The organism is Bradyrhizobium sp. P3_C3, assembly GCF_056402655.1.
In genome coordinates this window covers 1-26,941 of record NZ_JBFUGY010000069.1, presented here as the reverse complement: position 1 = coordinate 26,941, position 26,941 = coordinate 1, and the positions used below count along the sequence as shown (strand labels likewise).

General features: G+C 56.0%; 19 protein-coding genes. 10 read left to right on the top strand and 9 right to left on the bottom strand.

All coding sequences use genetic code 11. From position 1 onward, the window contains the following. The 7 genes from AC1DW2_RS40575 to AC1DW2_RS40545 all read right to left on the bottom strand — a co-directional run. A partial coding sequence (locus AC1DW2_RS40575; protein ID WP_477008850.1) for a family 16 glycosylhydrolase occupies positions 1-3,542 on the bottom strand: 3,542 nt, incomplete at its 3' end. A 584-nt stretch (positions 3,543-4,126) separates the two neighbouring features. After that, positions 4,127-6,004 (bottom strand): ABC transporter ATP-binding protein, encoded by a 1,878-nt coding sequence (locus tag AC1DW2_RS40570; RefSeq protein WP_477008849.1) that lies wholly within the window; start codon positions 6,002-6,004, stop codon positions 4,127-4,129. After that, complete coding sequence (locus AC1DW2_RS40565) at positions 6,001-6,987, bottom strand: glycosyltransferase family 2 protein (RefSeq protein ID WP_477008848.1); 987 nt, start codon at positions 6,985-6,987, stop codon at positions 6,001-6,003. The genes AC1DW2_RS40570 and AC1DW2_RS40565 overlap by 4 nt, the downstream gene beginning before the upstream one ends. Next, positions 6,984-9,917 (bottom strand): trifunctional glycosyltransferase/class I SAM-dependent methyltransferase/polysaccharide deacetylase, encoded by a 2,934-nt coding sequence (locus tag AC1DW2_RS40560; RefSeq protein WP_477008847.1) that lies wholly within the window; start codon positions 9,915-9,917, stop codon positions 6,984-6,986. The genes AC1DW2_RS40565 and AC1DW2_RS40560 overlap by 4 nt, the downstream gene beginning before the upstream one ends. Further along, positions 9,914-11,077 carry a glycosyltransferase family 2 protein gene (locus AC1DW2_RS40555; protein ID WP_477008846.1) on the bottom strand — a complete coding sequence of 388 codons (1,164 nt, stop codon included), beginning with the start codon at positions 11,075-11,077 and terminating at the stop codon, positions 9,914-9,916. The genes AC1DW2_RS40560 and AC1DW2_RS40555 overlap by 4 nt, the downstream gene beginning before the upstream one ends. 11 nt (positions 11,078-11,088) lie before the next feature. Beyond that, positions 11,089-12,072 (bottom strand): UDP-glucose 4-epimerase GalE, encoded by a 984-nt coding sequence (gene galE / locus AC1DW2_RS40550; RefSeq protein ID WP_477008845.1) that lies wholly within the window; start codon positions 12,070-12,072, stop codon positions 11,089-11,091. After that, entirely contained in the window at positions 12,069-13,064 is a 996-nt protein-coding gene (locus AC1DW2_RS40545; RefSeq protein ID WP_477008844.1) for a UDP-glucuronic acid decarboxylase family protein, read from the bottom strand. Before AC1DW2_RS40545 ends, galE begins: the two co-directional genes overlap by 4 nt. Positions 13,065-13,189: 125 nt before the next feature. Here AC1DW2_RS40545 and AC1DW2_RS40540 point away from each other — a divergent pair, with 125 nt between their 5' ends. Beyond that, complete coding sequence (locus tag AC1DW2_RS40540) at positions 13,190-14,194, top strand: glycosyltransferase family 2 protein (protein ID WP_477008843.1); 1,005 nt, start codon at positions 13,190-13,192, stop codon at positions 14,192-14,194. A 27-nt stretch (positions 14,195-14,221) separates the two neighbouring features. Here AC1DW2_RS40540 and AC1DW2_RS40535 read toward each other — a convergent pair whose 3' ends face one another. Further along, positions 14,222-14,653, bottom strand: a complete 432-nt coding sequence (locus AC1DW2_RS40535; RefSeq protein WP_477008842.1) for a hypothetical protein — start codon at positions 14,651-14,653, stop codon at positions 14,222-14,224. A 375-nt stretch (positions 14,654-15,028) separates the two neighbouring features. On the opposite strand from AC1DW2_RS40535, the gene AC1DW2_RS40530 reads away from it, so the two are divergent. From AC1DW2_RS40530 to AC1DW2_RS40490, 9 genes are all read left to right on the top strand, one after another. Then, a complete protein-coding gene (locus AC1DW2_RS40530; RefSeq protein WP_477008841.1) occupies positions 15,029-16,246 on the top strand; it encodes a glycosyltransferase family 4 protein in 1,218 nt (405 codons plus the stop codon). Next, a complete protein-coding gene (locus AC1DW2_RS40525; RefSeq protein ID WP_477008840.1) occupies positions 16,243-17,229 on the top strand; it encodes an NAD-dependent epimerase/dehydratase family protein in 987 nt (328 codons plus the stop codon). The genes AC1DW2_RS40530 and AC1DW2_RS40525 overlap by 4 nt, the downstream gene beginning before the upstream one ends. 179 nt (positions 17,230-17,408) lie before the next feature. After that, complete coding sequence (locus AC1DW2_RS40520) at positions 17,409-18,617, top strand: acyltransferase family protein (RefSeq protein ID WP_477008839.1); 1,209 nt, start codon at positions 17,409-17,411, stop codon at positions 18,615-18,617. Positions 18,618-18,696: 79 nt separating this feature from the next. Next, a complete protein-coding gene (locus AC1DW2_RS40515; RefSeq protein ID WP_477008838.1) occupies positions 18,697-20,034 on the top strand; it encodes a glycoside hydrolase family 16 protein in 1,338 nt (445 codons plus the stop codon). A gap of 175 nt (positions 20,035-20,209) precedes the next feature. Further along, positions 20,210-21,358: a glycosyltransferase gene (locus AC1DW2_RS40510; protein WP_477008837.1), complete on the top strand. Its 1,149-nt coding sequence runs from the start codon at positions 20,210-20,212 to the stop codon at positions 21,356-21,358. Between the two features lie 13 nt (positions 21,359-21,371). After that, positions 21,372-22,082 carry a class I SAM-dependent methyltransferase gene (locus AC1DW2_RS40505; protein ID WP_477008836.1) on the top strand — a complete coding sequence of 237 codons (711 nt, stop codon included), beginning with the start codon at positions 21,372-21,374 and terminating at the stop codon, positions 22,080-22,082. A gap of 50 nt (positions 22,083-22,132) precedes the next feature. Continuing rightward, positions 22,133-23,512: a hypothetical protein gene (locus AC1DW2_RS40500; RefSeq protein WP_477008835.1), complete on the top strand. Its 1,380-nt coding sequence runs from the start codon at positions 22,133-22,135 to the stop codon at positions 23,510-23,512. A gap of 4 nt (positions 23,513-23,516) precedes the next feature. Further along, a complete protein-coding gene (locus AC1DW2_RS40495) occupies positions 23,517-24,959 on the top strand; it encodes an MOP flippase family protein (protein ID WP_477008834.1) in 1,443 nt (480 codons plus the stop codon). Positions 24,960-24,992: 33 nt separating this feature from the next. Beyond that, a complete protein-coding gene (locus AC1DW2_RS40490; protein WP_477008833.1) occupies positions 24,993-25,838 on the top strand; it encodes a glycosyltransferase family 2 protein in 846 nt (281 codons plus the stop codon). A 130-nt stretch (positions 25,839-25,968) separates the two neighbouring features. Here the strand turns inward: AC1DW2_RS40490 and AC1DW2_RS40485 are convergent. Continuing rightward, positions 25,969-26,941: glycoside hydrolase family 16 protein (locus AC1DW2_RS40485; protein WP_477008832.1), on the bottom strand; the 973-nt coding region annotated here is incomplete at its 5' end.

The following is a 26,941-nucleotide window of genomic DNA, read 5'->3' as shown; positions in this document are numbered from 1 at the left end:
TCCACCGCCTGGCCGGTAAAGGCATGGGTGCCGTCGACCAGCATACTGGTCGCGAACGACCAGTTGCCACCGGCATCGACCGTGGCGGTGCCGACCTGGGTCGCTCCATCGAACACCAGAACCTTGCCGCCAGCCTCCGCGGTCCCACTCAGCGTCAGCTGATTGGCGCTGGTAATGCCATCGCCCACAACGCTGCTATCAGGCGAGAACGTCGCAATGCTCGGTGCGGCAGGTGGGGTCGTATCAACGACCACACCTTTGCTGGTCGACACAGCGCTGAGATCACCCACTCCGTCAGCAGCCACCGCCGAAAATGAGTGGCTTCCGTCTGTCAACGTGCCAGTGGTGAAGCTCCAACTACCGTTGCTGTCAGCGGTCGCCACACCAATCTGGACTGTCTGGTCAAACACCTTGATCGTAACGCCCGCCTGAGCAGATCCGGCCAGGGTCAAATGATCTGCGTTGGTGAGCCCCCCGGCGCCCGGCGTGCTTGCAGAGGCGAGCGAGATCGTCGGCGCCGTCAGTCCGGCCATGGTCATGGATGCGCCGGTAACGGAGACGAATGCGTAGTCGGATGATGACAACTGCGTCACGCCGGCGATTCGAAAACTGTCAGTCCCCCCCGCATAATGAACGGTCCACTCTTCCCCCACATTCGTCAAGTAAGCGCTAGCATCGTAGCCCTTCAAAATCAGCTTGTCGTGCTCCGCCGTCGTGCTGGTCAGGACGTGAAAGTCAGCTATCGTGTCGTGGCCACTACCGATGCCATAGATGAACGTGTCATTACCCGCACCCCCGAAGAGCCAATCATCGCCACCGGCACCGTTCAAGACGTCATTTCCACTGGAGCCAACCATCCGGTTGGCCAGTTCGTTTCCAGTGCCCGTAAGGCCTCCCATCATAAGGGTCAGATTTTCAACATTTACGGACAGCGTATAAGATGTCCACGCTTCGACGCTGTCGATGCCGTCGCCCGGATTCTCAGTGATCTTCTGATTCACATTGTTTACAACGTATGTGTCATCGCCAGTCCACCCGACCAGCGTATCGTCGTAGTTTAACGCCGTAATCTTGTCGTTCGCAGCGGTACCGTAAACAATATGGCTGCTGGTTGATCCGTTGATCCAGGATGTGATGGTGCCTCCGACCGCCAAGCTTCCTGGCAGCTGGAAGTCATTACTGGTGAACGCTGAAATCGCGGCGTTGCGAAAAACTAGCGTATCCTGGCTTGTCAGCGCGAGATACACGTCGTTGCCGACCTGCGTCATCGCCGCCTTGATGTCGTTGAAGGACGTGAACGCAAAGCCGTTCAGCTGAACGACATCATGCCCGGCGACTGATCCCGGTGTAAAGTCGGTAATGATGTCCGAGCCGTCGCCCGAGTTGATGACGAAGGTGTCGGCACCACCACCGCCTGTCAGGATATCATTGCCGACTCCGCCGGTGATGATATTGGCCGCGTCGTTGCCGATAATGATGTTGGCTTCGGAATTGCCGGTGCCGTTGATCGCTGCCGAACCTGTCAGCGTCAGGTTTTCAACGTAGTCAGGCAGCTTGTACGTGACGGTCGAAATGACKGTATCCACCCCACCGCCGTAGCTTTCGACCACCTTGGCGTTGGGATCGGTGACGATGTAGGTATCGTCACCAAGCCCGCCGGTCATCGTATCGGCACCTCCTGCGCCGCCGAGAAGATCGTTGCCGGTGGTTCCAGTTAATGTATCGGCACTTGCCGTTCCCGCGATGGTGGTCGTCGGAGCTCCGCTGGCCAGAAGCGTGTAGTTGGCGAGTGTATACTCCGGCAGCTGGTACGCTTTGATATAATCAATGCTCATCTGCGCGGTCGCGCTTGGATCCGCGTTTCCGGCCCAGCTTCCGCCCATCGCCAGATTGGCGATCATGTACATCGCTGTGTTCATGTCGGAGGGAGTGGCGACCTGACCGACCTCGACGCCGTCGATAAAATACGTCAGCGTATAGGGCGTCCACTCCACACCGAAAGTATGGTCACCGGCCGTCAGGTTGGCCGTATTTGCCCAATAGCCTTGTGTCGACGTGGTCGACGACAGAAAGCCCCAGTGGGCCTGGTCGGGATCTTTGCCCAGCGCTTCAAGCACATCGAGTTCCGTGTTGAGGCCGCGCGTGTTGATCGGTAACATCCAGAAAGCAGGCCATGCGCCCGCGGTGCCAGGGAGCGAGGCTTTCATCTCGAAGTAGCCATAGGTCTGGACGAAGCTGTTTTCGGTCGTGATCACTCCCGATGAGAATTGATGATTGCCGACATAGGCCGCGTCGCTCGACGGGATCGGTGCTGCGGTGATGACCAGATGGCCATCCTGAATCGAGAATGGATTGAGGCCGAGCGGACTCGAGGCCTGCGTTCCCGGCAATCCTGTAAAGCTAGGGTCGACATAAACCTCCTGCTCACCGGAGAGCGAGTAGCTTGCCGTCCCGCTCCAGGCGTAATTTGTTTTCCAAGTGAGATGTGGATCCTGGCCGGCCGAAAGCGAGTTGAAGTCGTCGCCGAACGTTTGAACCAATCCGGTTGGCGCTGTGACGATATTGACATTGGCGGCCATGAAATTCTGAATGGTCGTGCTTTCAAGAGTAATTCTTTCGCCGTTTCCAAGCGACAAAATGACGTCCGTGCCGACCTGCTGCATGGCGGCCGTAACGTCGGCGATTGTCTTGAAGCTCGTGCCATTGATCTGCAGAACGTCTCCACCGGCACCGGTCTGAAAATCGGTGATGATGTCGTTTCCGTTCCCGGCCCTGACGACAAACGTATCGCTGCCGGCTCCGCCGGTGAGGACGTCGTTGCCCTTGCCGCCATCGATCATGTTGTTGCCGGCATTGCCGACGATGATGTTGTCGAGATCGTTGCCGGTCGCAGGAGAATTGTAGCTTCCCCCTAACGTCAGATTCTCGACATTCGGCGCATTGACGAGGCTATAGCCGTCGATCATGCCATCGTAGATGGTGTCGATCCCCTGACCGGTGAGCTCGACCACCTTCGTTTCGTGATTGTACATGAAGTACGAGTCGTCGCCTGCGCCGCCGATCAACGTAACGCCGTCGCCCATCGCCTGCAGCGAGTCGCTGGTCGCGCCGCCGGTAAGCGTCCCTCCAGCCCCAATCGTCATCCAAGCGGTGTTCGGCGCAGCACTCACAGACAGCGGATTATCGAGAATAACGTTAGCTGAGGTAAGCGACGACAGCGCAACGTTCTGCAACGTAAGGCTTTCGCTCGACGACAACGTGACAACGACGTCGGTGCCCGTCTGCTTCGTGCCGGACAGGAAACTTGCGAACGTTGCGAAGCTGTAGTTCTGCACGCGCAGCAAGTCGCCGCCGGTGCCCGACTGAAAGTCGCTGATGGTGTCGGAGCCGTAACCTTTCGAAACAACGAAGAGGTCGCTGCTGTCACCTCCCGTTAGGAGGTCGTTACCGGTGCCGCCAAACAGCGTGTCGGAGCCCGAGGTTCCGTTGATCAATTGCGAGTAGGTCATGATGGCTGCGTGCTCTCTTTGCACGATGACCATCAAAGGAGCGCCTCAACGGCGACTTACAAATTCGCGAACAAATTGATCAATGAACAAGAACGCCGGAGCGTCCCTTAATGATGGCCTAATACAGGCCATTCGCGAGCCCTTTACCTTCGCGCGCGGCCCGTAATTCTACGGGAGTCCCTATTCGATCGAGGAACCTACTGCGTTCTAGAGGGCGCGTCACGTCTCACCCAAGCGCTTGGTTAGTGAACAGGAGACGCTCGAAGTGGGATGAACCGATCGCCTCTTCGACCGCAACAGAACTCAAGCCAAACTCCCTCAATACGATCGCACCTGCTCCCCACTCGAGCGTGCTGCTGGAGATCGCGTCAAGGCCAGCGTACTTCTTCGGTCGCCGCCCTAACTCGCGCCGCGCCAGCGTGGGATCCGCCACGACCGCGCTCGGATCTCCCGCACGACTCGCCGTCAACGGACGTCGAGTGTCGTGCTGTGCAACCGTGAATAACCTGTCCCATCGTGCATGTGCATCATTCGATTCTCGGAAAAACAATAATGCACGATCAAAACCTTGGGATCAAATATCTAGCCACCTGTCCAAGCAGCTAGACGGCAGGAATTCAGGTGCCGTTTTCTCGCCCTGCAGCATTCGAAACCCCAACGGCTGGTTCGACTATCGCTCGCCGACCCATAAGCGCCTTGCAAAGCGGACTATCGGAATTTCTGAGAAGATCGGACGGAGATCCTTCCGCGCTCACTCTTCCAGCTTCGATGCAGATCACGTGATGCGCGTCGACGACCGTTTCAAGCCGGTGAGTGATCCGGAGTATGGTCCGATCCGAGAACTTGGCTTCAATGGCTCGCCTCACGCTTTCCTCCAGATCTCGATCCAGCGCGCTCAGCGCTTCATCAAAGATCAGGAATTGAGGATTCCGTAGCACAGCTCGCGCAAGCCCAATTCGTTGACGCTGTCCGCCGGAAAATCTCTGGCCTTGCTGCCCGACCCAAGTATCGTACTTCTCCGGCAAACTCTCAATGAACTCCGAGATTCCTGCCAAGGTCAGCGCCTCGATGATCTGCGCGTGCGACGCACGCTCATTCGCCATACGAACGTTGTCGACAACCGTGCCTTCAATCAAGTCTATGTCTTGCCCCGCGACCGACAAGAGGCCCAGCCAGCTCGTTCGTCGCACGTTGTCCAAAGGAGAGCCGTCGATGAGAATTGCCCCCTCCTCCACTGAATACAGACGAAGCAGCAGGTTGACGATCGTTGTTTTCCCAGAACCGCTGGCACCAATCAGTGCGGTAGTCTTGCCCGCCGGAATCCGAAAACTTACGCGATCGAGGGCCCTGGCGGCATCCGTGCGGTAACGAAAGCTAACCTCCTCAAATGATATTCCACGCACCAAAGATCCGATTCCGAGATGGCCTAACGTCGGCGGATCAGCATCCTTCGAGGACAACATTAGGTAGATCGACTTCAATTGAGGTTCGATCTGTGCCAAATACAATAAGTTCCCTTCCAGCTCCCGTATGTGCGGTTGAAGCCTATAGAGCAGCACGACAGCCGTGAGTGTCGTCGCGAACCCGATACCCAAAACATGGGCAAGCGCGACGACCAGACAAAGCACCAAAAGGTATCCCATTTCGGTAAGCGGCGGGACCAGCGCGGCTATTTTAGCCAGGCCAAGGCTGGTTCGGTGCGCCTCAGCCGACGCACATTCGAACCTTTCCTGATGAGCGTCTTCCTGGCCGAAGGCTCGTATCGTACGCATCGCTTGTAGCGTCATGAGCATATGTTCGCCGAGGCGCTGGTGGATTTGCTTGACTTCTCCGCCGAGCACCTGCGCTGGCCTCGCCAAACGACGTATTCCAAGTGAAACACCAAATGACGCCAAGGCAGCCGTTACAGCAATCGTTACGGAAAGGCCGAGCAAAAATGACGCGAACAGCGCGATCGAACAAATGCTGACTACGATCTTTGTGAGGCTGGCGTAAGCGCCGGATATCAACCAAGTCTCTGTCCCGAGCACCTCCATCAGTTGAGCTTCGTCGTGCTGCTGGAAAAAGCGGTATGATGCCGATAAATATCGACCGTGAACGGCGTTGCGAGCAAACTCATTTATCTCTTCTCCGACCCGAGCACTGATCAGGGAGTGAAGAAATGCAAGGAAGGCCCGAGTAACGATGAGAAAAAAAATGATGGCAGCGGTGGCCGTGGGACTAACGAACCAGCGGGCTGCATATTCTAATGCATGCCCAAACAGACCACCGGTCGACATCGCGAGTTCGATTTGCCCCATCGCCAGATAGAAAAAAAGAAGCACAAGCGTGATGCCAACCGTCTCTGCCAGCGAGGACACGAGCCCCAGGATCACAAGCAACGGCGTCACCCATCGCGGAAGCCGCGCCAGCCGCAGCAATAGAAGCAGCACGGCTACCGCGGTGCCCTGTGCAAGCGACATTCTTACCGTGCTCACGTCTTCGCGCACTGTCATTGGCGTGGACTACCGATCATGAACTGCAAGTTCAAGTCTCGGGTTCCACGCCCGGTGAGCTCTCGGAATTTTCGCGCAACCAGGGCCCAAGCTTCGCGCGGCAGGTCGCACACAACGCTGAGGGCAAGCATTCGGTCTTTTCGGGCGAGCAATGCTAGCGTCTCGTAGGCATAAGCAAGATTCCCACACGATAGCGCCCGAAACAGCACCCAACTCCCGTAGTTGCGCAGCCCTCGACTCAATAGCTTCGCGCGAGTAGGGTGCCTTGTAAGCATTTCATCAACGACAAGACTCCAGGAGCGTAACATCCGAGGCAAATTGCTCGACATGTTGTCGGGCAGATAGCGGTATCCGATGAGATATTCCGGAACCACCGAGAAGTGATACTGCTCGGCCACCCTGCAGTAAAACAGAAGATCCTCGCAACCCTGTGCGCCGGCCGCACGCAAGCCGCTTTCAAAGCCATTCGCTGCGAGCAGCGCAGTCCGGCGAACCAAGACTGCGCTTCCATTCCCGACAAAATTTCCAACGAAAATGTCCGAGAGTACATCGCCTGTACAACGAGCCGGGGGTCCATTCATGATGACCGCGCTCTTGCGATCTATCAGAACATACCAACTATATACGAGACCGACCTGTTCTCCGCCGGAAATCAATGCATCGAGCTGTCGTTCGATCTTCCTTGGCGCCCAAAGATCATCAGCGTCCACGAATGCGATAAAGTCTGATCGTGCCTCGGACCATCCTCGATTTCGAGCTGCTGCTACCCCTTGGTTCTCTTGCCTGACAATCCTTACCCGAGGATCCTGCGCTGCATGCTTCTCGGCAACGGCAAGGGTCTTGTCCACCGATCCGTCGTCCACAATAATGATCTCCAGGTTGTTGTGCGATTGAGACCTGATGCTGCACAGTGTCTCATCCATTGTCGCTTCGGCATTATGTGCCGGCACGACAACACTCACGAGGTATTCGGCTGCTGTCATTGGAAGGATCGCATCCAATAGGCAAACTCCTCTGTCGCGAGATCACCTCTTATCTCTAGCCGCGGCAAATCGAGCAGATCGTTGGACAAGCTCGCGACTTTGTTCGCAGTATTGAAGATTGTCTTGTAGCCGCATTCGACGGCCAGAATTCTCAACCGGTCATCGACCAAGCCAAACGGAGCTGCAAGAGAAGTCACCGGCCGCGAGAGCCACGCTTCCAACCGTAGACGCGAACGAATCAGCTCATCGGCGAGACCGTAAGTCGAGAGCTGGTCGTTTCTAGGATGCGTGGCGAGATGACTGCCGAAAAGGACCCCTTGGGCGGCGAGCTCGGCTATCTCGGCTTGGTTGAGCAATGGCGCGCCGGGTCCGAAGTCGTGATCCCAATCAGCTGTTTTTCCAACCTTTTCCGCAACAACGAACACTTCAGCCGTAAAATCGTTCTTTTGCAACACCGGCCACGCATGCTCCACGAAATCGCGATAACCATCATCAAAAGTGATAAGGACGGGGCGCCCTACAAAAGGATGCTTGTTGGCGACGAACCACGCCAGCTGCTCGGAAGTTATCGCATGATACCCATTCCTCCGAAGCCACAGCATCTGCTCGCGAAAGAGCTCCGGGCGAACCCGGAAGCGCGCAAGTCCTGCAGGGCCGTCTGCAGCAATCCGATGATACATCAGCACTGGAGCATGCTGCCGCCTCTCTCTTTGAAGAACGAGCGTTCTGCGCGCCACCGCGCCCCCCGGCACAATCAATCTTGCGACTTCCGTCTCTATGACAGCCGTCACCTCCGCTTTGGTTACGTGGGGAACAGGCGGAGACTCCGTGGCAAAGAGGCGCTTGTATCTGTCCACTCGGTAGAGTTCGGTTTGAATTGACTCGTCCAACGCCAGATCGCCGACTCTTCCGGCAACGATCGAGATCTTCTCGGCGCCGAACGGATTTTCCCAGTCGAATCCTGTCCGTGTCAGATTGTCTTTGAGCACGAACGCGTGAGTCAGTATGAGGCTGCCGCCCGGTCGAAGACTCTTTGCGACCTTTTCAAGCACGGCCTTGAGCTCGTCCTCATCAGCAAGATAGTATAGTACCTCTGAACAGACAATCAGATCCATGTTCGACGGTAGGTCATCGCTCGATAAGTCAATCCTCTTGAAGTCAATGTTGGAATGACGGGAGCACCGGCTAAACGCTCTCGCGAGAGCCTTACTGGAAATATCTGATGCAATCAGACGCTTGACGTTTGGTGCAAGTAGATCGGTGAAGTGTCCCTCCGCGCACGCGAGCTCAAGCGCGTTTCCCGGGATTTGGTCCGGGAGTAGCTCTAGTTGCTTTCGATATTTCTCCTGCTCATAATCCGAGTGGTAGTTCCAAGGGTCCTCTTCCTCGAACAATTCTTCCCAGAAGTGCTCGCGTGGAACATTTCGCCCCAACTCGCAACCTCGCTTCGAACCAGGAGTCGCCAAGGGGACAACTACCTTCGATGCGCCCGAAATCTCGCTGGCGATTTTTCGAAACAAGTCAGTGCGCTGCCGAACGTGACTCCCGGCGGCTCCTTCCAGAAACCATCGACGAAACACCTGCTCGTACATTGCAAGCTTCAGTTGGACGGCCTTGCTGGCACCCTTCTGGATTTGGCGGGAGCGTAGATGATCAGAAATCAGCCTCGTCCAGTATCCCCCCCCCACAGCTCCTAATACGCCAATATCGAGTAGGCGCAGGATGTGTGGGCCATCGCAAATATACACATACAGGCGATCGATGGAGCCAGTTGGATGGACACGCGGCAACCAACGAAGGTCGACTCTGATCCCAAGGGTCAACGACAGCTCACGCGGCGATGCGAGATCGTCATAATCCAAAATCTTGCGTTCGAAACTATACTGGATCTTGCGCGCCCATGCAGGAGCGCGACAGGCTAGCCCAATCGCCTTGATCAAATCTGTTAGCTGCGCCCCGTATTGATTCCAGCGACCAGCCAGCTTGGCCGGCACAAGCTGCGTCCCTACCATGATCGAGTCCAGCAGGATATTGACTATCGCATCGTCCGAAGTGGCCGATCTTGGCCATGCAGCGAGCGTCTCCTCCATCGCAGCGCTCCTGCCGTTGCGGCCGCAATCAAATCCGGCACACCACAATGCAAAATACGCATAGGCTGTGATAGGATCAAGCCTCGAGACGCGATCGCTCGTGACCGCACGCAATACCTCGGGATCGCTGGTCCTCGCCGAACGAGAGCATCCCTGCTCAATGACGCGGCGCGCGTCTATAAGCATACGATTAACGTCTTGCGTCAACGAACTGTCGCTTGCCCAATAATAGCTCAGTTTTTGGTCGACATGAATCCAGCTTCCGCCGGCATGAGCAAGTTTTTGCCAGAGGTCCCAGTCCTCACAGGTTCGAAGTGCCGTGTCGAAGCCTCCAACATTCAGAACGGCAGCTTTGTTCACTAGGACGCTATGGATCGCGGTGGCGCAGGTTCGATTGAACTCGGCAATCGGATCTTCTTGTATTCTGCCATCACCACGGAGGGGAGACTCGCTTCCATCGGGAAACACCCGACAGTAGTTGCAATAGGCCGCTACCGCTTCCGGACTTGAATCGAGGGCAGCATTCATCAGGGAAAGAAATCTTTGATCAATCCAATCATCACTGTCCAGAAACAGGAGCCTGTCGCCTCTGCATTTTTCTATACCCACATTTCGGGACGCCGAAGCACTCTTGACGTTTGTCTTCAAAGCAACAAAGCGAGCATCTCTCGCAGAGTAGCTCTCAATAATGTCGGGCGTAGCATCGATAGAACAATCATCAATCAATATCGCTTCCCAACGCCCATCAGTCTGCTCAATCAGACTCTCAAGCGCTCTACTCAAGGTCAATTCTGCGTTGTGCGCAGGAATGACTATCGATACGAGTGGGTCGGAATTCATTTTCCGCGTCGTCGCTGATGATAAAAGCGGAGGCCCGACATATATCCGAGGAGCTCCTCCCGAAGAAAACGGTTTCCCGGATTATTTGGCCRAAGAAGCTTGCTAAACAAGCGAGCGCAATACCACCTTGGCGTATAGTAATAGGCCTGAAGGCGGTTCGTTATGTTTCTGGTGTATTCGTACTGCACCATAAGAGCGGCGGAATGGCCACGCATGTAATGAAATATTTGGCTCGACAGGCCTTCGATTGTTTTTCGATGAAAGTGAAACGCAATAGATTCTGGAGCGTAGCGACAAATGTGGCCATTTGCCAATAATCGATACCAGTACTCTGAGTCTCCTGAGCAACCTGCCTGACCCACATCCAGCCTTTCGTCGAAGAATCCTACTTCATGAAAGACATCCCTACGAAATGCCATGCTGGCCCCCGCTCCGATGTCCCAGGAAGGAAAGACCCGAGTACGGTGGGACTGAAAGAGTTGAGGATCAAAATCTTTCCTTGCATACCCTTTGACAAAGCTCCAGTACGTCTCAAAATGACGTTGGGCTTCGGTGGCTAGCTCTGCTGGCAGAACCAAACCGGTGACAGCGGCAATCTCGGGGGCATCAAACGCCGCAACGAGTTGTTCGAGCCAGCGTGGATGGTGGATTACATCATCGTCGGTGTACACGACGATTTCGCTCGTGGCCCGTTTAGCGCCAGTGTTTCTTGCGATATCAAGTCCAGGTCGGTCCTCCCGAACATAGTGGACGCCTGCCGCCAAAGCGACGTCCCGCGTTCGGACGTCCCTGGACGCATTGTCTACTACAATAATCTCACGAGGAGTACAGCTCTGCTTTGGCAGAGACGACAGACACGTCCGAAGCTCCTCGGGACGGTCCCTTGTGCAGATCACGACGGACGCCGAGAGAGTACCCAATCGTCTCATTTCGGCTTCAGCCTTGATAGCCGAAAGGAAATCCGAATTTATGTGATCGATCTTCGTATTAGTCTTCTTGCCATCGTGCATCATGACGTGGCCAATTGGTCGGTCGGCATACCAGAAGACGGTCATCCCCTCTTCTAGTTTCGTCTCCACGATATCGGCCGAAGATCTGACAACGACGTGTTTGACACCCGATCCAAGAGGTAAGCCATCGATATCATCCGCGTACTCCATCTCCCGCCTCGTCAGATCTGAGGTCGGCGGTCCCGCCACTTGAGCGCCGTCTCGATGATGAAATCGATCTGCGAATGCTGCGGTGTCCAGCCAAGCTCCCGCTCGGCCTTGGCATAGGACGCAACGAGAACAGGCGGATCTCCCGCGCGTCGCGGACCGCGCCGGATGGCTGGCTCATCGCCCGTAGCACGCTTTACCGCCTCGATCAGCTCCAATACGCTAGTTCCAACTCCGGTACCAAGATTGAAGACGTGCGTGCCCGCGCGATCAAGCAACATCCCACCCGCAAGCAAGTGCGCCCGGGCTAGGTCGTTGACGTGAACGTAGTCCCTGATTGCACTCCCATCAGGCGTCGGAAAATCCGTCCCGAATACGGTAAAGGGCCGACCCGGGTTCCGCGCGGCTTCGATAGCCAGCGGAACGGCGTGCGTCTCGGGCTCGTGTTGCTCCCCGATCTCGCCGTCAGGATCGCATCCGGCGGCGTTGAAATACCGCAACGAGACTGATCCAATGCCGTAGGCACTGCCATAATCCTCCAACATGCGCTCTATGATCATTTTCGACCAACCGTACGGATTGATCGGCAATTGCGAATGCGACTCGTCGATCGGCAGGGTGTGCGGAACACCGTAACTCGCACATGTGCTGGAGAACAGAAGGCGGCGGCATCCCGTTGTGCGCATCGCTTCTAGCAGAGCGAGCGTACCCGCAGTGTTGTTGACGTAGTAGCGTGCCGGGTCAACGACAGATTCACCCACATAGGCAAGAGCAGCAAAATGCGCGACCAAGTCCGGCTTACATGTATCCAACGTGCTGCGCACCCGCTCCTCATTTCGGATATCGCATTCGATCAAGGGCCCCCACCGCACGGCCTCTCGCCATCCTCGTGAAAGATTGTCGAGAGTTACGACATTCCAACCGGCGTTCGCGAACGCTTTGCAACAATGCGAGCCCACATAGCCTGCGCCTCCCGTTATAAGAACGGTTCTTGTCATGCCGCACCAGTTCCTTCTGCGCGCAGCAAATTGTCAAAATAGGCTATCGTCTCCTTGAGGCCTTCGCGCAACGGCACGGACGGAGCCCAGCCAAGCGCATCGCGTGCCTGACTGATATCGGGCTGCCGCTGCCTTGGATCGTCGATCGGAAGTGGCTTGAAATCTATCGAAGACTTCGACGCAGTCAGTTCGATGACAGTCTCGGCCAGCCCCATCATCGTAAACTCGACGGGATTCCCCAGATTGATCGGTCCAGTTACCTCATCGTCCGTGCCCATTAGCCGCATGAGACCATCGATCAGATCGTTGACGTAACAGAAAGAACGGGTCTGCTTCCCATCGCCGTAGATCGTAATCGGCCGGCCGGTGAGAGCCTGCACGATGAAGTTTGAAACGACCCGCCCGTCATGGAGCTGCATCCGCGGACCATAAGTGTTGAAAATGCGCGCAACCTTGATCGCGAGATTGTGCTGGCGCCTGTAATCGAAAAATAGCGTCTCGGCGCAGCGCTTGCCCTCGTCATAACAAGAGCGCGGACCAATTGGATTTACCCTCCCCCAATAGGTCTCGCTCTGCGGGTGCACCTCCGGATCACCGTAGACTTCCGAGGTTGAGGCCTGCAGGATTTTCGCCTTAACTCGCTTCGCCAAGCCCAGCATGTTGATTGCCCCATGCACGCTGGTCTTCGTCGTCTGCACGGGATCATATTGATAGTGAATTGGACTGGCCGGACAGGCCAAGTTGTAGATCTCGTCCACCTCGACATATAGGGGAAACGTAATGTCATGTCTCATGAGCTCAAAGTGAGGACACCTCAACAGGCCAGTCACGTTCTGCTTAGAGCCCGTGTAGAAGTTGTCGACACAAAGAACTTCGTGTTGGGCGTTTACTAGTCGCTCGCATAGGTGCGAACCTAGGAACCCCGCACCACCGGTAACCAATATCCGCCTTGTTCGACTCGCCACGGAACAACCCTCTGTAATTATTGTCATTTACTCTATTGTCGTCCAATCGTCGCAATTTAGCCGGCTTCGCGATAAAATCTCTATTGGATTGCTTTCAACAGTACAGTTCAATTGCGATTAAGCATTAAAACAGTATGGCGCGTTCTCGGAGTTTGCTGACCAACAGCCTTGTCTCGATCGTCGTGCCAGCCTTCAATGCTGCGAACACGATCCACGAGACAGTAGTCAGCGCGCTAAATCAAACTTACCAGAATATAGAAATTATCATAGTCGATGATGGCTCCTCGGACTGGACGGGATCAGTTGCGGCCGTTCTGATGCGCTGCGATTCAAGAGTACGGTATATCTACCAGCACAACGGCGGCGTGGCGTCTGCGCGCAATCGGGGAATTGCAGATGCGCAGGGAGATTTTATCGCCACACTTGATGCCGACGATCTCTGGGACCCTACGAAGCTAGAACGACAGCTTGAGCGGTTTGAGGCAAGCAGCCCCGAAACCGCGCTCGTATACGCGTGGTGCTGCTGGATCGATGATGACGGCAACGTTACCGGTTCCGCTCCGCCAATCCGGCAAGAAGGCAGTATCCTTGGGCAAATGTGTCTGGGCAACGTCGTCATCAGCGGTAGCAATGCTCTGATAAGGCGAGAGGCATTGGTCGGCGCAGGCGGCTTCGATGAGTCACTTCGCTCCCGCGGAGGCCAGGGGTGCGAGGACTGGAAGCTGTATCTCCGGATTGCGGAGCGACACGAGATAGCTGTGGTGCCGGAATATTTGATCGGTTACCGCATATCTCCTGGTTCAATGTCAGATGATTTTCGGCAGATGATGAGATCGCGTCGGATGGTAGAAATTGAGTTCAACCAAACGCACCCGGAGCTTGCCGGCCAGTTTGCGCGTGGCGAGGCGATACTCGCCTGCTCGCTAGCCCTACGAGCAATCGAGCAAGGGCAATTTCGTCATGCACTGGCGCTGATCACTAAGCTATCGCGCAGCAGCCTCCAGACGAGCATCGCGTCCCTGATTTGGCTATTGGCCGGCCTAACTCGGCGTGTGCTAAGATGGATTCAGACGGGTACTCGAACTCCATCTAGCAAATTCCTGCCGGCATCTCCGCATAGGAACGACCAAACACGGTGCAGCCGATCGAGCAGCTAGAGGGCATTTGCACGTCCGGGCAGACCACTACCGGCTGCCTTCCAATAATCTGCCATCACTTCGTATTGTTTTTTCGGACGCGAGCTCATCAGTCGGATAGACACGAGCTCGGCGAGCTTCGGCCAAGATTTCCCCCTTGGAAGATTTTGCCACCGCAGTCCATTGATAAACGTCTGGCCTGCAAGGACCGAATGTTCGGATGCTTCCAGACGGCAGAACGCCGTTTGGTGGCATGGCGATTTCTTGACCGCCCATTTCCCTGGTCCCTTGCGACAGCGTGAGCAGGAGTAGTTTGGCGTCTGGAGGTACATTCCTAAAGCGGATCTCGGGATTCGGAAAAAGCGTGATACAGCCTCCCGCGCTCTGCCAGGAAAAATCAATGGTCATTGGTTCGGCCAAAGCTGCACCGAAGGCGGAGATCCAGGCTGCGAATGCACAAAGCAAGAGCTTGAAAAGCATGATGCCCTCTAGTTATTCAATAGGTGTAGCATATGCAGAAAGACCCCGGTCGAAACTATCGGAGAGAGATGCCATTAATATCCGGTTTCAGCCAGAAATTGGGCGACGCCAGGCGCAATCAAGAGACGGTAGTCGCGAGTAAGACAAGAGATCAAGCGTCAAATGCACTGAACGAACTCACGAAAGCGGTTTTGGCAACGCTAGGATCAAGCACTCTGCTCTTGGGACCGGAGCAATAAGGTCCCAGGTGCCGCGAGCACGCAAAATTTCTGCCGCTATTAGCGGTTAATCGAGTCCCTCAAACACAATCAAAGGGTGACGGGTCATGTACCCCCAATTGGCAAACAATGAAATCGCGCGTCCGGTAGGTGTCCATTGAAGATTCTGGTTCATGACTATGCCGGCCACCCCTTCCAGGTCGATCTGAGCCGCGAGCTTGCCTTGCGAGGACACCAGGTTACTCACGCCTATTTCCACGGCGACCATGGCCCTAAGGGGCGCCTTCACCGCACCTCGTCTGACCCGGTCGGCCTGTCCTTCAAAGGCGTAAGTCTGCCGCGTCCGTACGACAAGACCTCCTTTGTAAAACGCCGTTTTGACGACGTCGCGTATGGCAAGGCCGTCGCACAACTGGTTCTGGCGCTCAAGCCCGACCTCGTCATCTCGGGAAATACGCCCACCGAAGCCCAATCGGCAATCGTGAAGGCATCCCGCAAGAGCGGCGCATCCTTCGTGTTCTGGGTTCAGGACTTCTACAGCATCGCCGCTTCAAAGCTGCTGCGAAAAAAGATGGGCGCCGTCGGCGCAGGGATCGGCGCTTATTATTCGTATCTCGAACGTGGGCAGTTTGCCAATTCTGACGCGATCGTGGTGATCACCGATTCCTTTGCTGATGTTGCAAAAAAGTGGGTCAGCGCCAAGGACAAAGTCTTCACCATCGAGAACTGGGGGACACTAAACGAGATTTCCCCGCTCCCAAAGGACAATGACTGGGCACTCCGTCACGGGCTCGGTGGCACCTTCAACTTCCTTTATTCGGGCACGCTCGCACTGAAGCATAATCCTCAGTTGCTCGTCGAACTTGCAAAGCAGGTAAAGGGACAGGCAAATGTTGTTGTCGTCAGCCAAGGCGTAGGCGTCTCCGAGCTCGAGCGGGCAAAGAACGAGGAATCGATCGACAATTTGATCCTGCTGCCGCTGCAACCGTTCGCTGATCTGCCCAAAGTTCTTGCAACGTCGGACGTGACAGTTGCAACGATCGAACCGGATGCCGGCATGTTTTCTGTTCCCTCCAAAGTGCAGTCATATTTCTGCGCCCAACGCCCGGTATTGCTGGCGGCGCCAGCTGAAAACCTTGCTTCCCAAGTGGTCCGCAAGAACGGAGCGGGCATCGTCGTCGATCCGACCGACAAGGGAGGTTTTCTACGTTCCGCAATCCAATTGATGAAGGATGATGCCCTTCGCATCGGAGCGGCCGAGAGTGGTAGGAAATTTGCTTTGAACAATTACGACATCAAACGGGTGACCGATCGTTTTGAGACTGTATTCCAATATGCTATCGATGCGAGAGATGTGAGAAAGGGAACTTCATGACTAAGACTGCCCTGGTGTGCGGCGCGGGTGGGTTCATCGGCGGGCACCTGGTCAAACGGCTTAAGCGGGAAGGATTTTGGGTCCGCKGCGTCGACCTGAAATTTCCGCCGTTTGCGGAAACCGAGGCGGATGACTTCGCCGTTGGCGATCTCCGCGATCAATATTTCTGTCGCCAGATTACGGATCGGCGGTTCGACGAGGTGTACCAGCTCGCCGCGGATATGGGCGGCGCTGGCTATATTTTCACCGGCGAGCATGACGCCGATGTGATGCACAATTCGGCCACCATCAACCTCAACATGCTCGATGCCTGCCAGAAGCGGAATGTGCGCGGGATGTTCTATTCCTCTTCAGCCTGCATGTATCCCGAACACAACCAGATGGATCCGAACAATCCGAACTGTGCCGAGGATTCCGCCTATCCGGCGAACCCCGACAGCGAATATGGCTGGGAGAAGCTGTTCTCGGAGCGCCTCTACCTTGCCTATAATCGCAACCATGGCATGCGCAATCGCGTCGCGCGCTATCACAACATCTTCGGGCCGGAAGGCACCTGGGACGGCGGCAAGGAGAAGGCACCAGCCGCGGTGTGCCGCAAGGTTGCCCAGGCTACCAACGGTGGCGACGTCGAGATCTGGGGCGACGGCACCCAGACGCGCTCCTTCCTCTTCATCGAAGAATGCCTGGAAGGCACGATCCGCCTGACCCGGTCCGACTTCGAGGGCCCCGTCAACGTTGGCTCGGAAGAGATGGTCACGATCAATCAGCTTGTCGACATCGTCGCCGATATTGCGGGCAAGAAGCTTCACAAAAAGCACATCCCGGGTCCGCTCGGTGTGCGTGGCCGCAATTCGGACAACCGGCTGATTGGGCAGAAGCTCGGCTGGAAACCTAGTGCTACGCTACGCTCTGGCCTTGAGAAGACCTATGAATGGATCGAGAGGCAGGTGCGCGGGAACAAGGAGCGGGCAAAAGCGGCTTAAAACGCCTCCGGATCTGACCATTTGAAAGGAGATGAAGCGCAGCCAGCCCGCTGGCGGCGCTTCATTGTTGGCGGCGAATTGTCGTCGATGCAGTGGGGCTGGTGAACTCTTGACAGAGGATGCCTGCGACCATGCAAACATTCGCCCAGGCTTCTGGTTCTGTGGGCACGAGGGATCTCATGATGCAGCACCCGACCGGCACAGACGCGAAGATCGGAGTCGTGAATGGCTTCCGCGGCATCGCCATTCTCATGGTGGTTCTCCACCATCTCTTTATCCCCTACGCGGCAAAGGACCCACTGCACACCGGGCAGCTCGACCCGAATGGCCTCTTCGCAGCCTTCATTGCAAATGCCTGGCTCGGCGTTCCTCTCTTCTTTGTCCTTTCCGGCTTTGTGCTCTATCTCCCCTACCGCCTCGGACGTCGCAATATAGAGAGCCTCGCCGATGTTCGGTCGTTCTATCTGCATCGCGCCCACCGGCTCTTGCCCCTCTACTATATCGTCGTCCTTGTAACGCTGACGCTGCATGCGCAGACCGGCGTCGGCTCTCTCCGCTGGTATCTCGAGGCTGGCGGGCTTCTTTCAACGCTGTTCGTGTTTTCGCCTCACGGGTTCATGCCGCCGTCCAACATGGTGCTCTGGTCCGTCGCCGTCGAGATCTGGTTCAGCCTGCTGTTTCCTGTCTTGATCATCGCTATCCGCCGCTGGGGCATTGGCACCGTCGTGGTTGCGGCGCTGGTGGCATGTTCAATATTCAACTTCATTGGCGGCTCGATTCCGGTCGCGAACATCGGCTCTTTCCGTCCATTCACCAACGGCATATTCGGAAGCTGCTATCAGTTCGTCTTGGGGATGTTGGTTTGTGATGTCTACGTGCGACAGCTCGAAAATCCAAAACGGCCTGCGTCGAGTCTCCCGTCGCTGCTCTCAGGCCTCGTGCTGGGCGGGCTCGGGCTCTATCTGACTCACTACGCGCCTTGGCTCGCAGTGCGAGTTCTGGGCGGCATGATGTTTTCAATGGCTTTTTCTCTCTTTCTCTTCGGCAGCCTGTTCGCCGGCAGCCTCTTCCGCTCGCTTTTCGAAAACTGGCCGCTGCAACTGCTCGGCTGCATGTGCTACAGCATCTACGCTTGGCACGGGATCGTGATGAACGACATGATACCGCCTGACACTTCACTGCTGGCAGATACGCTGCGGCTCATGGCTCCGTTCACCGCGCTCATCCTGGCGCTGAGCGCATTGAGCTATCGGTATATCGAGTTCGGGCATCGGCGAGACTGGAAGGCGCTATTCCTGCTCGGCAAAACCGAGGCTCAACCGCAAATCGCCTCTGCCCCTCTGCCCTTGCCCTCCGAATGGCGCACCTCACAAGGAGAAATAACGTGACCAGGCCCGACCGCGGGTGTGATGCATGGGTGTGCCGCGGGCGGCGGCATCAGCCACCCTTTGATGCCGGATAGATTTGGTGGAAACCACGCGACGCCAGTTGGTTGCCGGCGCGGCCGGGATTGTGTGCCTTGCTGGCGATCTTCGTGCCATGAGCTCACGGGCCGATACGCCAGCCAACGCTGTGCAGACTTCCGAGACCGAAATCATCATCACGATCAACGATGCCACTGTCGGAAGCGAAGACCGCGCGGCATGGGTCCCCGTGACATTGAGCGTGCCGACCAACCGCACCATCGCGGTGGAGTATTCCGCCCGCACCAGCACCAGGAATGCCGCAGCCAGCCGTAGCGAGCCTCAAGCAAACACCCCGCGCACGATCGCGCGCGGATACCTGATCTTTCAGCCCGGCGAACAGCAGAAGACTATCGAGGTTCCGCTGCAGCACCCGCTGCTGCCGGGAAAATCGATCGATGTCGAACTCACCGATTACTTCATCTACCCGCAACACGTGTACGCGAGCAGGATCGGCACGATCGGATCGAGCGTCGGCACTCCGCAGATTGCGTCCCGCAACGACATGACCGAGCTCCCTCCGTTGCCGCCGAACGGCACTGTGGTCTTCTCGGACGACCTCCGCGCTCCCGATTTCGCCAGCGACAGCGGATTCCGTGCGGACGGAAAGCCATGCTGGCAAAGTCGGCCTTCGCATGGTCGTCGGCAAGATGGGAACCGGGAATTGGGCTACTACGCCGACCCATCGTTGAATCCCGAGGCAACGGTTTGGGACATCGCCCCATCGACCGGACATCGCTTCATCCAGGCCGAATACGTGCCAACCGGGCTTTCCGATGGAAAGGGTGGGAAGCTATCGCCCGGCTGGCAGCCGAATGTTCCGTTCAAGTATACCGCTGCGATGATTACTTCACTGACATTGTTCAACAGCATCACAACTGGCAGCTATGTCGAATTCGAGGTGAAGCTGAGCAAGATTGCGGGAAGCTGGCCGGCATTGTGGCTTAAGCGGGCTAACAATGAGTCGCCGCTTGAGATCGACATAGTTGAGGCCTTCATCAAGTCGTCCGACTACCCCGTTGACGCCATCACTTCAAGCATCCATTGGGGCGGCAAGCAGGGACATCGGACCTACGGTGCATCAGTGCCCCTCACTCATCTCGAACAGGGTGCAGATATCTTCTCGAGGTTCAATCGCTTTGGCTGCCTTCTTGGCGAGAAACAAATCACCTACTACTTCAACGGCAAGCCCTTTTGCGCGATGCCCAATCTGGTAGGCATCGGTTCGTGGTATATGTTGATTGATGTAGCGGTGGGCGGCGTCGTTGGCGAGCCACCAGAGCCAAACATGTTTCCTGCTCGATTTCACATCGCAAACATCAGGGTCATTCAATTTGGCTGACGTCGACAGACTTTTATTTCGGGCTAAGGTCGATTGTGATTGGCAGGGCAAGGGTCCAATCGCAAGGTACGCTTACGACTCCACGGTTCACCGACGAATATCTCAAGACAAGCAAGTCTTGAGAACCGGCGTTTCCTTATCGCTTGGTTGATTGACTATGCCACCAAAGAGGACTGTGCTCGTCTATCGCAATGAGCTACTGCCGATTTCCGAGACCTTCATCAAGGAACAGATCCTTGCTCTCACCGACTGGCGAGCAGTGTTGATCGGTCGCCGAAAATTGAACCAATTGCTGATAGATAATTTGGACGTCAGGCTCGTCGGACCGACAACTCGAAACTTGCAAAGCAGGTTAGTATGGAGTGTGTATAGGTTTTTCGGCACCCTTCCTTCCCACCTAAGACGCACTTTGCAGGCAGAGCACCCCTCATTGGTTCATGCCCATTTTGGGCCTGATGCGCTGGATGCCTGGCCGATTGCCAAGGCACTAAATCTACCAATGCTAGTGACGCTGCATGGTTATGACATCAATACCGATAAGGATTGGTGGCGAACTGGAAAGGGCGGAGCGAAGATGGCAACTTACCCTGAGCGCCTCCTTGCGCTGGCCGCGCAGCCGCGCGTAGGATTTATTGCAGTCTCGGACGCCATTCGCCGGCGCGCTATCGAGTTTGGCATTCCTGCAGCAAAAATTGATGTTCACTACATCGGCGTGGACATCAGCAGGTATACGCCGGGCGCGATCCCTGTCACGCAACGTCAGCCACATGTCGTTTTTGTCGGCAGGCTTGTCGAAAAAAAAGGCTGTCGATACCTAATCGAAGCCATGGCCATGGTGCAGAAGGAGGTACCGGCCGCCCGTCTTATCGTAGTGGGTGACGGACCGCTCCGCCCGGAACTTGAACACTTGGCGCAAACATTAGGCGCTTACGCAGATTTCCGTGGACCACAAGAGGCCGATGCCGTTAAGCGTGAGCTCGATGCAGCCCGCGTGTTAAGCCTTCCAAGTGTAACAGCCGAAAATGGGGATGCCGAGGGCTTCGGTCTCGTGCTATTGGAGGCTCAGGCGTCGGGCGTTCCGGTAGTAACGTCGGCTCGCGGCGGAGCTGCCGAAGGTGTCCGCGACAGTGTGACCGGTTACTCGTTTCCTGAACGCGACGTCCGAGCACTTGCGGCGCGGCTGTCCAGCCTTCTGAAGGAAGAGAAAGTCTTGCAACAAATGGCTGAGCGGGGACCGCCGTATGTTGCGGAAAAATTCAATCTGTCTCACTGCGCGAAACGTCTCGAAGCGCTCTACGACTCTTATGTCGGCTCTCCGCGTTGATGAAGGATAAATCGTGACAACTAGCTTCCAGAATATTCGCCACGTGATTGGTCAGATTCCGGTCATAGGCGCGATCGCAAAGTCCGTTTACCGGGTCGTTGTCCCGCGGGCCGCGAAACTGCAGTTTGCTTCATCTGGCCAATACTGGGAAGATCGGTACAAGCACGGGGGGAACTCTGGCGCTGGTTCATATGGCCGGCTTGCTGAATTCAAAGCAGCGACGATCAACAAATTCGTTGAGGCTAACAATATTAAGACTATCGTCGAGTTCGGCTCAGGAGACGGCGCTCAACTCGAGCTGGCGCGTTATCCCTCGTACACCGGCGTGGACGTTTCTGCGCGAGCCATCGAACTCTGCCGAGACCGATTCAAGAGTGACCCATCAAAGCGTTTCATCTTGGCATCGAGCTCTGAGGCAGACACTGTTACCGCCGAATTGGCGATGTCACTCGACGTCATCTATCACCTTGTGGAGGACTCGACATATGAGCACTATATGGCGCGACTCGTTGCGGCTTCCGAGAAGTACGTCTGTGTCTACAGTAGCAATGCCGATAGGACATCGCCGGACAAGCACGTTCGCCACAGGATCTTCACCAACTGGATGAGGGAGAACGCTCTGGCGTGGGAGTTGATCTCTACGGTCAAGAACCCGTTTCCTGAAGATCCAACGGAGCCCGATGGAACGTCGTGGGCGGACTTTTACTTCTTTCAGAAGCGTTAGACGATTACGCGGGGCCTGGTGTGAGAGCCAATGCAATCAGAGATTATCTGATGAAACCGAGCGACGCCGTGCGCACGAATGGAGCGCTGGTTTCGGTTGTCGGCTCATTCATCGGAGCCACACTACCAGACGATGTTGACTCGTTTATCCACGACGGTGTTTGCGTCGATCCACGAAATAATACTCCGATGGAGATGGATGCTTATAGCCTCTATCTCGGCCTTAGAGCGCTCGAGCAGACCCAGGGAACGTCTTTTAGCGAACAACGCACGCGTTTGGCAAAAGCTGTTCTCCGGCGCATGTCCGATTGCGACGGGTTCTGGAGCCATGGAGCTTGGACTGGATCGCCACGCGAAATCCACATGCGGTTCACCGCGGCGGCAGTTAGGCTGCTGACTGAGGCGCAGCTTGACGGCCTCGACGTCCCAACTTCGTTGATCCTCGACGCGCTGAAACGCCATTTGACCTTTGCCGAGCCACTCTCGTCCGGGACTTGGTTCCTACACGATTCGTTAGAAGCTGCCGAAACTAGGATCTCCCATCCGCATCTGGTCCGATCAAACAATGCCTTCGGCTCGACTCCCCTTAACTGCCTGGTGCTCAACACGCATGCGGATACATTACTGACTATTACGTATGTTCTTGCCCATGCTAAGGACATAGGAGTGGACGACCGCCTCTCGCTCACTTCATCACTGACCTCGGGAATTGCCGCCCTCAAACTGGTACTCCATACTCCTCAAGGAATTGTGCGGCGCTGTTTCACTGCAATTGATAGCTTAGTCAGAGCCGGTCTATTTCAGACCTACGCGTCAAGGTCATTTTTGAATCGCGCCATCAAGAATCTCATCTTGCGGCTGTATTTTCCTCTACGACAGCGCTTTCGATCATGGCTTCCTACATTTGTTTTTACCGATGGCTACACCGAACGCGACATCTCGCTTCCTGGCACATCCTTTGAGTATCACTTAGTCAATCTATACGATCTCAGCCGCCTTTTGGCTCAACTGAAGCGATCTGATTTAGTGCGTGATGCGAAATTCGTCGAGACGTGCGAAGCCATCGTTGATCGCGGTCTCGACTACGCTATTCGCGGACCGTATTGGAACTATTTGAACGCTGCAACCGAGGAAAACACGCGCTCGATCCTTCTATGTGAGACTATCATTGGCAGGCTGGACGCACGGGACGATCAGCCAGTGCCTGGCCACTGGATAGAGGGATACTGCCGGATCAGGAGGCGGTTGCCTCCTACCCCAGCACTAGCTGGTTACGACCCTGTTCTCGTACAACCCGCAACGCAGAAGGAACTCAACTCCAGCAACTTGGATATCATTCTCTTACCCAGCGGGAAGCGATTGGAAATCGATTACATAGCGGAAACGTTTAGGATCGAACCATTGGCTTCACGCAAAGCCAAGACGTCTTGAGCAAATGAGCCTTACCGAACGTGTAGCGCACGGGCTATCGTGGAGCTTAGCCGCCAGAATCTTTACGCAAGGATTCCAATTCGCGTTTGGACTTGCTCTGGCCCGCCTGTTGACGCCAAGCGACTTTGGCGTAGTCGGCATGGTCTTTGTTATCACGGGTTTTGCCCTTGCCTTCAGCGATGCAGGCTTAAGTTCGGCTCTTATATACGATCAAGAAGCTTCTGATTCGCACTTTTCAACAGTGTTTTGGCTTCAACTAGGCGCTGGCGTGTTTCTTACCGCAGTGTTTTACGTCGCTGCGCCCTGGATTAGCTATTTCTATGAAATGCCGGTGCTTGAGCCGCTGTCGCGCCTGGTTGCGTTCACATTTGTCGTTCAAGCGTTAGGCCAGACACATTCGGCGATGCTCTCAAAGCACCTCCGCTTCAAGCAACTTGCCGTGGTGAACATCATTTCGACAGTCGCGTCGGGCGCCATAGCTATCATTCTAGCTTGGCGTGGTTACGGCGTCTGGTCGCTCGCATGGCAGGGACTTCTGGCTCCGGTCCTCACGACGTTCCTTCTTTGGCTTCAGTCGAGGTGGAGACCGAGTTTTGTGTTCGATCCTCGCGCGGCGAAGAATCTCGGACGATATGGTCTCTATCTTCTTGGTCACACCTCGATAAACTACTGGCTTCGCAACGGCGATAAGCTCGTCATCGGCAAGATCATTGGAGCGCACGATCTAGGCATATATACCCGCGCCTATACCTTGATGCTGCTCCCTCTGAACAATATTGGCGCTGTACTCGGACAGGTCATGTTCCCCGCACTGTCCCAGCTGCAGAATGATCTTCCTCGGTTCAAAAGATCCTACTTGTCTGCACTTCAGGCCATTGCGCTCATCACGTTTCCCTTAATGATTGGCGTTGCCGCGCTTTGCGATCCGCTCGTGATTTTTCTGCTGGGACCCCAGTGGAGCGAAGTTACTCCGATTCTGGAGATATTGAGTCTCGTTGGACTCGTGCAATCGATCATCTTCCCCGTCGGTTGGGTGTTTGCCGCACTTGGTAAGACGAAGGAACAGTTCCATCTGAGCATTGTACTCGCATTCGCGTTCGTCGTCGCCGTTAGTGCAGGGATATTCTTTGGCATCAAAGGGGTGGCATATGCTTACGCGTTATGGACCTTACTCTCAGCTTGGTTGAACCTGCGCCTCGCCGGCAGCTTCATCAACCTGCCCATGCGAGAAGTCGTTAGAGCCGTGATAAAAGTCTTGGTGATGGCCATAGTGATGGGCGCCATTGTCTTTGCCGTCGACCGCAATTTCTTGGACAGCTACCCCAATTTCGTCAGGATTGCCTCCGGCTCGGTCATCGGAATTGTGATCTATCTCGGGCTTTGTATGCTGACTAAGGATACCGCCTTTGTCCGAGTAACTGGTTTCGTTTCCGCCCGCTTTCTGTAGTAGCGAAGAAATGGGCCCTCTGGAGTGGCTGACTTGACGATCTCCGTCTACATCCCGACCCACAATCGAGTTGACCTGCTGGCATCGGCTGTCAAGTCGGTTCTTGGGCAGCAATTTACCGATCTCGAACTCATTGTCGTCGATGACGCTTCGACGGACGGCACGGCCTCGTTTCTGGAATCGATTACGCGCGACGACAAGAGGGTCCGCACCTTGCGCAACGACAGCCCTCGCGGTGCGCCGGGTGCGAGAAACCGTGCCATCCTGGAAGCGACGGGGGAGTTCATCACAGGCTTGGACGACGACGACACTTTTGAGCCGCAAAGATTAGGCGCGCTCCACGATTGCTGGGCCGCGTACGCGCGGCACAACATGCTCGTTTCCTGCCTCTATACGCAGGATGTCATTCTCAGTGGCGGCAGGGAGCTATTCGTCACGAAGAAGCAGGGAACCGTAGAACTCGCCGATCTCGTTCAAGCAAACCATATCGGAAATCAAGTCTTTGCCCCCGCCACTGTTTTCCGGGAGGCGGGACTTTTCAACGAAAAGCTGCCTGCTTGGCAGGATTTCGAGTTCTTCATCAGGATCGTCAAACAATTCGGACCGGCCCGCTTGCTCGACATGCCGCTCTATCGCTTCGATGTCACGCCCAGTCGGAATCGAATCTCGACCAAGCAGGACAAGGTGAGAACGGCATATGAGCTGGTCTCAAACCTTCACTTCCAAGACAATGCCAAGGCGCGACAGCAACTGATGTTGCAGGTTTTTTCCTCATTCTATGGGATCAGGCCGACGCCGAAGGACTTCGTTCGCTTTGCGGCCCTGGGATTTTGGCCGCGCGGCTGGGCAACTCTATCGAAGAGAATGATCTGGTCATAAATCGTGTACCCCCGAATTAGCCGGGCATCTATGTCGGCAAGATGCGCCGCGCCAGCTGATCCCTAGGCTTGCGTCGTGTCGGCCGACCGCTCGCGCTTCAATGAACGACCTGGGATCGGCATACTCGCGGTCAGCGCACCTGGAGCGACAGCAGGCGGCACGACAGCGCCTTCTCGGGCTGCACGATGTCGGTGCCGCAGGCCACCGGGCTCGGCAGCACCTGCCTGCCCCCCTTGTCGCCGCTCACCTCGGAAATCAGCTTCGCCGTCAGAGCGAAGGATCCGGGACGCACGACTGCGGGCAGCGAGATCTCCACGACGCTGGCGCCGTCGGATCGCTTCTTCAGAGATGCCGGCTCGAGTTTCGCATTCGCTGTTGCCGCGGCCGTCCCGTTCGCCTGGTCAACAAGAGAGGCCTGAAGCGTCCTGTTCGACGGATATCCCTCGGGCAGCCTGATCGGGATTTCCACGGTGACCGACTGGGAGGCACCCAGAGATGCCGCACCGGCACTGACCGGCTTGCCGCCGACGTTGCCGACCTTCAGGAAGGTCGGCTTCGGCATGTCGTTGATCGTCGTCGAATAACCGAATTGCTTGGGGTCGGGCGTGACTTCGCTCGGCCCGCATTGGCGCGCCCCTTTGTCGGACTCGGTGAACTGGCAGACGCGGACATAGTCAATCTTGAAGGCCTGCGGAAATGCCGCCTCATCGATCCCATGCCGGCCCGCCCATTCGCTGCCGCCGACGGCGAAATTGAGGTCAACATGCGCGGGCGGCCCGAGCTGGCCATCCTTGCGCAGCCATTGATAGTTGCGAGTGTAGATCAGCTTACCATCCCAAAACAACGAGACCTTGTCGGGAGCCCAGAGATAGCCGGCGGTGTGCCAGCCGAGATTGAGATCCTCGCTCGCGTACAGGTTCTGAAACTTGGCCAGGAAATTCCTGTCGACGTAAGTGTACTGCTTTTCGTTGAACGGACCGATTACGTTGGAATGCAGCGAGTTTGCCTTATCCTCGACCCCGTTGATCACGAACTCGAAAATGTCCGCCTCGGGCGGATGCCAAGTCTTGCCGTCGAGGTCGTAATCGGCCTCGAGCCAGAAG